This window comes from Acidiphilium sp. (assembly GCF_049977125.1).
Lineage (GTDB): Bacteria > Pseudomonadota > Alphaproteobacteria > Acetobacterales > Acetobacteraceae > Acidiphilium.
The window spans coordinates 1-6,830 of the sequence record NZ_JBMFGY010000143.1; the positions used below are offsets into that span (position 1 = coordinate 1).

Consider the following 6,830-nt stretch of genomic DNA (forward strand, 5'->3'; position numbering starts at 1 on the left):
TCGTTCAAGCCCCGGCAAAGCACTCAATCTGAACCGCCGGGGGGGATCCCGGCGGCGAACGGTTTGAGTTTCTCGTCTGCCAAGGCATCTACCTGACGATGTTTAATATCGTAGCTGATCGCAGACACCATGAACCTTGCGATGCGAAAGCAGATTGAGGCATTGATAGAGTTACTGGATTTTCCAAAAGGGGGTTGACGACATAAGATTACGCGTCATTATATTACCACAGCCCATGCGGCACATTTTGCTCTTGCATTGCTGTCGGAGGTGGAGTCCTCCGTATAACCGCCGTTGTGGCTGATGACTCCTACCAAACGACATGAACATATAGGATTCCTATGTCCGTATTGGTAGCTGCCGTGGCCATCGCCGCCATCGTTTTCTTCATTGATAAATTATTTCCTGAATCTCGATCCCGTCCAGTAGTTGTGAGGGATAGTGCGAAGAATCGGAATCGTTTTGCCCGCATATCGGACGAACGCCGCTAATCATCAGATGCAGGCTCAACCACTTTGTCGTGCACGTTCATCGGCAGCGTGCTTTTTGTGCGCGCTCAAATCCGCGGAGATTCTTCAAAATGTCGAAAATGACTCTTATTCTGGTCAGGCATGGCCACGTCGAAGGCATCAGCCCTGAAAAATTTCGGGGTCAGATCGATCTGCCGCTGACAGACATGGGCCGTTCGCAGGCGGCGATGACGGCACATTATCTGGAGCGGTTCGGGCCGTTCGATGCGATATATTCCAGCCCGCTCGCGCGCTGCCTGGATACTGCCGCGGCGATAGGCCGAGCGTGCGGGAGCGACCCGATCTCGTTGCCAGAATTAATCGACATCAATTACGGCGTCTGGCAAGGGCGCACGCGCGAGGCGGTTTCGCAGGAGGATCCGGTAAGATTCCAGAGCTGGATGACACGTCCAGACCTGACGGCAATTGCGGGGGCGGACACCCTTCAGACGGTACAAAGCAGTCTAGTAAAAGCCCTTCAGATGTTTCGTGAACATCACGAAGGCAAGACGGTGGTTGCAGTGGGTCATGATAGTTCCAATCGGGTGATGCTCCTAACCGCCCTCGAAATGCCGCTCTCGCGTTACTGGTCGCTCAGGCAAGACCCCTGCTGCGTCAACGTGATCGTATTCGATGGGTATCGATGCACGGTCGGACGGATCAACGAGACGGCACACCTGGATGCGATGCAGCCGGCGGCATTGGCGGCGATCGCCTGACATGAAATTATTTGTCGATCAGATATTGCGTCGGTTGATCCACACCGGCCAATTCGATGTGATCTGGCCCGACGGTCGCCGGTCGTCTTATGGCAACCGCGGCGAGAGAATGCATGCTGTCATTCATATTACGACCCAGGCAGCACTCCGCCAGATCGCAATCAACCCGGGACTGGCTATGGGTGAAACCTATATGGATGGCACTCTATTGCCGGTCGATTGCACGATTTACGATGTGTTGCGGGTGCTGATGTCGAATATCGGGGCGGTCGAGACAGAGAGCCTCGTGATGCGAAGCCGTGCAGCATTTCGTCGGGTCTTGCGTCCGATGACGCAGGCGAATGATGCGCGCAAGGCTCGGAATAACGTGGCACATCATTACGATCTGAATGGACGTCTCTATTCGCTGTTCCTTGATCGGGACCGGCAGTACTCATGCGGATATTTCCCGCGCGGGGACGAGACGATCGACGAGGCACAGGCGGCGAAGAAGCGGCACATCGCGGTAAAACTACTGCTCGACCGCCCGGGACTTGAGGTGCTGGATATCGGCTGCGGCTGGGGGGGTATGGCGCTGACGCTCGCGCGTGACTACGGCGCGCTGGTGACCGGCATTACGCTGTCATCCGAGCAACTCGATGAGGCGCGCAACCGCGCGGCGGCCGAGGGGCTGGCCGATCGGGTTCGATTCGAACTGATGGACTACCGCGCGATGGATCAGCGCTTCGACCGGATCGTGTCGGTCGGGATGTTCGAGCATGTCGGGGTCCCGAACTATCCGGCATTCTTTTCTACCCTCAAGCGTTGCCTGCGGCACGATGGAGTTGCGTTGTTGCATGCGATCGGACGGTTCGAGCCGCCGTGCGGCACCAATCCATGGATTGCAAAATACATATTCCCTGGCGGCTACTCGCCGGCGCTTTCGGAGGTGCTTGGACCACTCGAACGTTCGGGACTGCGGAGCACCGACATCGAGATCCTGCGACTGCATTATGCCCGAACCCTGGCGCATTGGCGCAGACGGTTCGACGCCAATCGCGATACCATTGCCTCGATCTATGACGAGCGGTTCTGCCGAATGTTTGAGTTCTACCTCGCGGGTTCGCAACTTGCCTTTGAGGTCCAGGACCACATGATTTTCCAGCTCCAGATCACCCGGCGGCAGGATGCTGTTCCGCTCACTCGTGATTACATGACCGATTGTGAACGAACCGGCGCGCTCATTGAAGGTTTTGCTTCACAGGAAGGGGATTGAAATGATGAGCTAATCAGGCCAGATAGGGGCTTCGGTGATGGGGTTCGCCGTAAAACCGCCCTTAGGGCTGATGACTCCTGATATTCGTCCGTTCCTACGGAGGCTGTCTGGTGTCTGAACGAAAAGGTTGTTTTCGAACGTGTATTCGTCTGAGCGCTGATTCCTGCCATCGCTGCCGCGATCGGCTTATCGCGTTATGACTGCGCGCGATGTTGCTCTCCAGATAGCTCAGGTCGGTTTCACCATTATTGCAGCACCGCTGATTCAGGGATGCATCCAGCAATTTGAGGAGCGTATCCAGAGAGGGCAGGGCCCGGGCATTCTGCAGCCCTATAGAGATCTGTGGAAACTGTTTCATAAACAGATCGTCATACCCGAGACCGCCTCGTGGTTCTTCTGGGTCGCCCCGATCGTCGCTTTTACCTGCATGATGACGGTGCCGATGCTGATACCGGTGCTGACAAATTTTCCGCTGCCGCTGTCAAATATGGGCGATATTTTGGGGGGCGGACTGATCCTGACCCTGGGGTCGTTCATGATCACGCTAGCGGGGCTGGACACCGGCAGCGCCTACGGTGGAATCGGATCGAGCCGATCGGCGATCATCGGGATTCTGGCTGAACCGACTCTCATTTTAGTGTTCGTGGGCATTACGTTGTTCGCCAACTCGATGCTGCCATTCGTCGTCAATCATCTGCTGGTCGCCAAGCCGGCCGTCTATCTGGCGCCGTCGCACTTATTCCTTGTGGCGGCGTTTTTTATTCTGCTCACGGTCGAGACGGATAAACTGCCGATCCATTCGAGTACCCATATCGAAGTCTATATGATCGAGGAGGGTCGTATCCTCGAATATTCCGGCCCCCTCTATGGATTGCTGAAATGGGCATCGATGATGAAGCAATTCATCCTCTATACCATATTCTGCAACGTCCTGACGCTGCCGTGGTTCATGTCCTCGACGGGGATGGCGGTTGGTGTGTTCGGAACGGCAGTCGCGGTGATCGTCAAATTCGTGTTGGTCGCCTGCGCCATCGTAATCGTGGATACAATTCAGTCGCGCTTGCGCTTCTATCGCTACCAGGAACCCCTGGCGCTCTCGTTCCTGCTCGCGATCCTCGCCATCATCAGTTCGCAGATCGGATAGCGCCATGCATGGGTTCCACGCCACGCCGATCGAAGCCTCGCTGTTCGGCGCCATCGCGATCGCGAGCCTGCTTCTGGCTTTCGTGATGCTTGGGTCGCGTTGGCTCCGGCATTATCTCATTGCCTTTGCTGCTGAATCCTGGCTGATCGCACTGCTCTCCGCCGCGATCGGGTATATCGACCATTATCCGGAACTGTATGTGATCGCGCTGCTGACCGCGTTTTTCCGGGGCACGCTTCTACCCTACCTGCTCCTGCGGATCGTACGGCGGCTCAATGTCGAACGCGAACTCGACCCGATCCTGCGACCGAGCTCGAGCCTCGTTCTCGGGGCAGCGGCGGTCATATTCGCGCTGGTTGTTTCCGCCCATATCAGTCGGGCGTTGGGGCTCTCCGCCGAGGTGGTGATCCTTGCCCTGACCGTGATGCTATCGATGAAGCTGATCGGATACCTTATGCTTGCCGTGCGACATGAGGCGATCAGCCAAGAGCTCGGCCTGCTGGTTCTGGAGAACGGGATCTTCCTTGGTACCCAGATCCTGGTGCCCGGTATGCCGATGCTTCTGGAACTGGTCATTCTGTTTGACCTGCTGATCGTGGTGGTCTGTTTCGGCGTGCTGGTGCGCTACCTGATGGGTCAGGTCGGCAGCACGAGTTCCACCAAGCTGCGCCGGTTGGTGGGCTGAATGATCGGGATTGCCACAATTGTCCTGATCGCAGCGCCGACCCTGGCGATATTAATCATGCTGGTGGTGCCGCGACCGCCCCTGGCTGAAGTCCTCAACCTGTTGGCCAGTATCTTGGCATTCAGTGCCGCTCTTGGGATCGTGGTGCTGGCTCCAGCGCATGGTGTCCGGTTCCTCGATCGGTATATCATCGTCGATCCGCTTGGCGCCTGGGTCATCCTCTGTGCGGCGATCGTCTACCTGCTCGCCTCGATCTATGCGCGCGGCTACATGCGCACGCTGGATGAAGATGAACGGCTTCCCAGATTCTATCAACTTTTTGCGTTGTTCGCTTTGACGATCTTTGCAGCGCCACTGATGAACAATCCGGGTGTCTACTGGATCGCGATCGAAATGACGACGGTGGTCAGCACCTTCCTTGTCGCGTTCGAACAGGCACCGGAATCGATCGAAGCCGGATGGAAGTACATCATCATCGTCTCGGCCGGCATCACGCTGGCATTGCTCGGAACCGTGCTGTTCTATTGGGCGGGGACGTTCTCGCTCGGACCAACCTACCAGATGACCTGGGCAACCCTGCGCCACGCCGCGCCGCACATGAACCACACCCTGCTGATCCTGAGCTTTCTGCTTGTGCTGGTCGGGTTCGGCACCAAAGTCGGATTGGCACCGATGCATACCTGGTTGCCGGATGCCCATAGCGAGGGTCCAGCACCGGTTTCCGCCATGCTGTCAGGCGCGCTGCTGAACGCGGCGATGGCGGGTATCGTGCGCTATCTGGCGGTGATGCATCGCGCAGCGCTGTTCGCCCTGCCGGATCAGTTACTTGTGGTGTTCGGTGTCACATCGCTGGTCGTCGCGGCGCTATTCATCATCCGCCAGCGCGGGGTGAAGCGGCTGATGGCATATTCCAGCGTCGAGCACATGGGCATCATCGCGATCGGTTTCGGCTTCGGTGGCCCGCTCGGTGTGGCGGGGTCGATGTATCACATGCTGAACCACTCGCTGAACAAGTCACTGATGTTCTTCGGCGCAGGCAATGCCATGCGCAGCTACGGCACGAAGTCGATAAGCCGGATCCGCGCGTTCGGAACACAGTTTCCGGTCAGCGGCGCGCTCTGGCTGGCCGGGGCCATCGCGATCACCGGCGCTCCGCCGTTTGGATTGTTTGCCAGTGAGATTACGATCCTGCGTGCGGGGTTCGATGGGATCGGACTTTGGGCGGCGATCATCATGACGGTGCTGCTGATCGTGATCTTCATCGGGTTCCTCAACCATTTCCGCCAGATGTATTTCGAACCGGCCGATCCCGATGCCCCGCCTCCAAAGCCGACCAGTAAGTGGTCGATCGTGCCGATGTGGCTGGCGCTGGTGCCGCTGCTGGTATTCGGCCTGTGGTGGCCGCACGCGTTGTGGCGGGATTTCCAGGTGGTCGAACATAATATCGGCGCGGTCGTTGCCGCCACACCGCCGGCTCAGGCCCGTATCGGCCTGCGGACACTACGGTGGCCAGTATGATAGCGACCGTCCACCGGCGGCTTGATGCCGGTCACCTCCTCGCTGCGGCGCAGGAGTTGCGCGACCAGGGTGGGCGGATGATCATGTTGTATACCGCGGCCGATGATGACGGCGGTCTCACGCTGCGCTATGTCGCAAGCCGTCAAGGCATGGCGGGATTCGAAGCTTGGGTGCTGCAAGCGGATCGGCCGGTGCCGAGCCTTGCTGCGATCTGGCCGTTGCTAAGCTGGTACGAGCGTGAGTCGACCGATCATCGCGGTGTCACTTTCACTGACCAGCCCGAGCCGTGGCCGCTCATCCAGCCCTTGCGGGACGCAGAGTCCGATGATCTGGGGCGGATTCCGGAAATCGCCGGAGGGGATGTGCAGATCCTCCCCTTCGGCCCGGTGCGTGCCGGGGTGGTGGAATCCGCCGAATTCACGTTCTTCTATATCGGCGAGGCAATCCTGCATTATGTGCCACATCTGTTTCTCAAGCATCGCGGCATGGAGGACCGGTTCGTCGGCTGCGATGCTGAAACCGGGGTGATCCTCGCCGAGCGGGTGTCCGGCGTCGGTAGTGCGTCGCATGCATTGGCCTACGCCCAGGCGGTTGAGGCTGCAGCACAGATCAGCGTATCGGATCGGGCACGCTATCAGCGCGTAATCGTGGCCGAACTGGAGCGCCTTTATAATCACCTCCATTACCTCGGTCATCTCGCCGATACCACGACGCTGAAAGTCGGCCATGCCGAGGGCGTGCTGCTCGCCGAACGTGTCAAGCAGATCAATGCTCGGGTGACCGGCAGTCGGTTCCTACGCGGGGTCATCGCGCCGGGCGGGCTGCGGCGTATTCTACGCACCGACGGCCTAGCCGAGGCCCTCGATAGTCTGCGCGCCCCCATCCGCAGGTATATCGCCCGGCTCGATGCCTCGGAGAGTTATTTCGACCGGCTCTCGACCACCGGCCTGTTGCCACGTGAGGTCGCTTTCGATCAGGGCGCTACCGGGCCGGTTGGCCG

Annotated in this window: 6 protein-coding genes and 2 riboswitches; all 6 genes read left to right on the forward strand. The window is 58.6% G+C overall.

Going from position 1 to position 6,830, the window contains the following annotated elements; translation table 11 throughout:
- Positions 1-257: 257 nt before the first annotated feature.
- A riboswitch (Fluoride riboswitch) is annotated at positions 258-320 on the forward strand.
- A gap of 260 nt (positions 321-580) precedes the next feature.
- Positions 581-1,228: a histidine phosphatase family protein gene (locus tag ACP5E6_RS15105; RefSeq protein ID WP_427955345.1), complete on the forward strand. Its 648-nt coding sequence runs from the start codon at positions 581-583 to the stop codon at positions 1,226-1,228.
- A 1-nt stretch (position 1,229) separates the two neighbouring features.
- Positions 1,230-2,483: a class I SAM-dependent methyltransferase gene (locus ACP5E6_RS15110; RefSeq protein WP_427955347.1), complete on the forward strand. Its 1,254-nt coding sequence runs from the start codon at positions 1,230-1,232 to the stop codon at positions 2,481-2,483.
- A gap of 24 nt (positions 2,484-2,507) precedes the next feature.
- Positions 2,508-2,570, forward strand: a riboswitch (Fluoride riboswitch).
- A gap of 109 nt (positions 2,571-2,679) precedes the next feature.
- On the forward strand, positions 2,680-3,627 hold the full coding sequence (locus ACP5E6_RS15115) for a respiratory chain complex I subunit 1 family protein (protein ID WP_427955350.1): 948 nt from the start codon (positions 2,680-2,682) through the stop codon (positions 3,625-3,627).
- 4 nt (positions 3,628-3,631) lie between these two features.
- Positions 3,632-4,312, forward strand: coding sequence for a hydrogenase (locus ACP5E6_RS15120; RefSeq protein ID WP_427955352.1), 681 nt, complete (start codon positions 3,632-3,634; stop codon positions 4,310-4,312).
- Entirely contained in the window at positions 4,313-5,830 is a 1,518-nt protein-coding gene (locus tag ACP5E6_RS15125) for a proton-conducting transporter membrane subunit (RefSeq protein ID WP_427955355.1), read from the forward strand.
- The coding region (locus ACP5E6_RS15130) for an NADH-quinone oxidoreductase subunit C (RefSeq protein WP_427955358.1) at positions 5,827-6,830 on the forward strand (1,004 nt) is incomplete at its 3' end. The genes ACP5E6_RS15125 and ACP5E6_RS15130, both read left to right, overlap by 4 nt.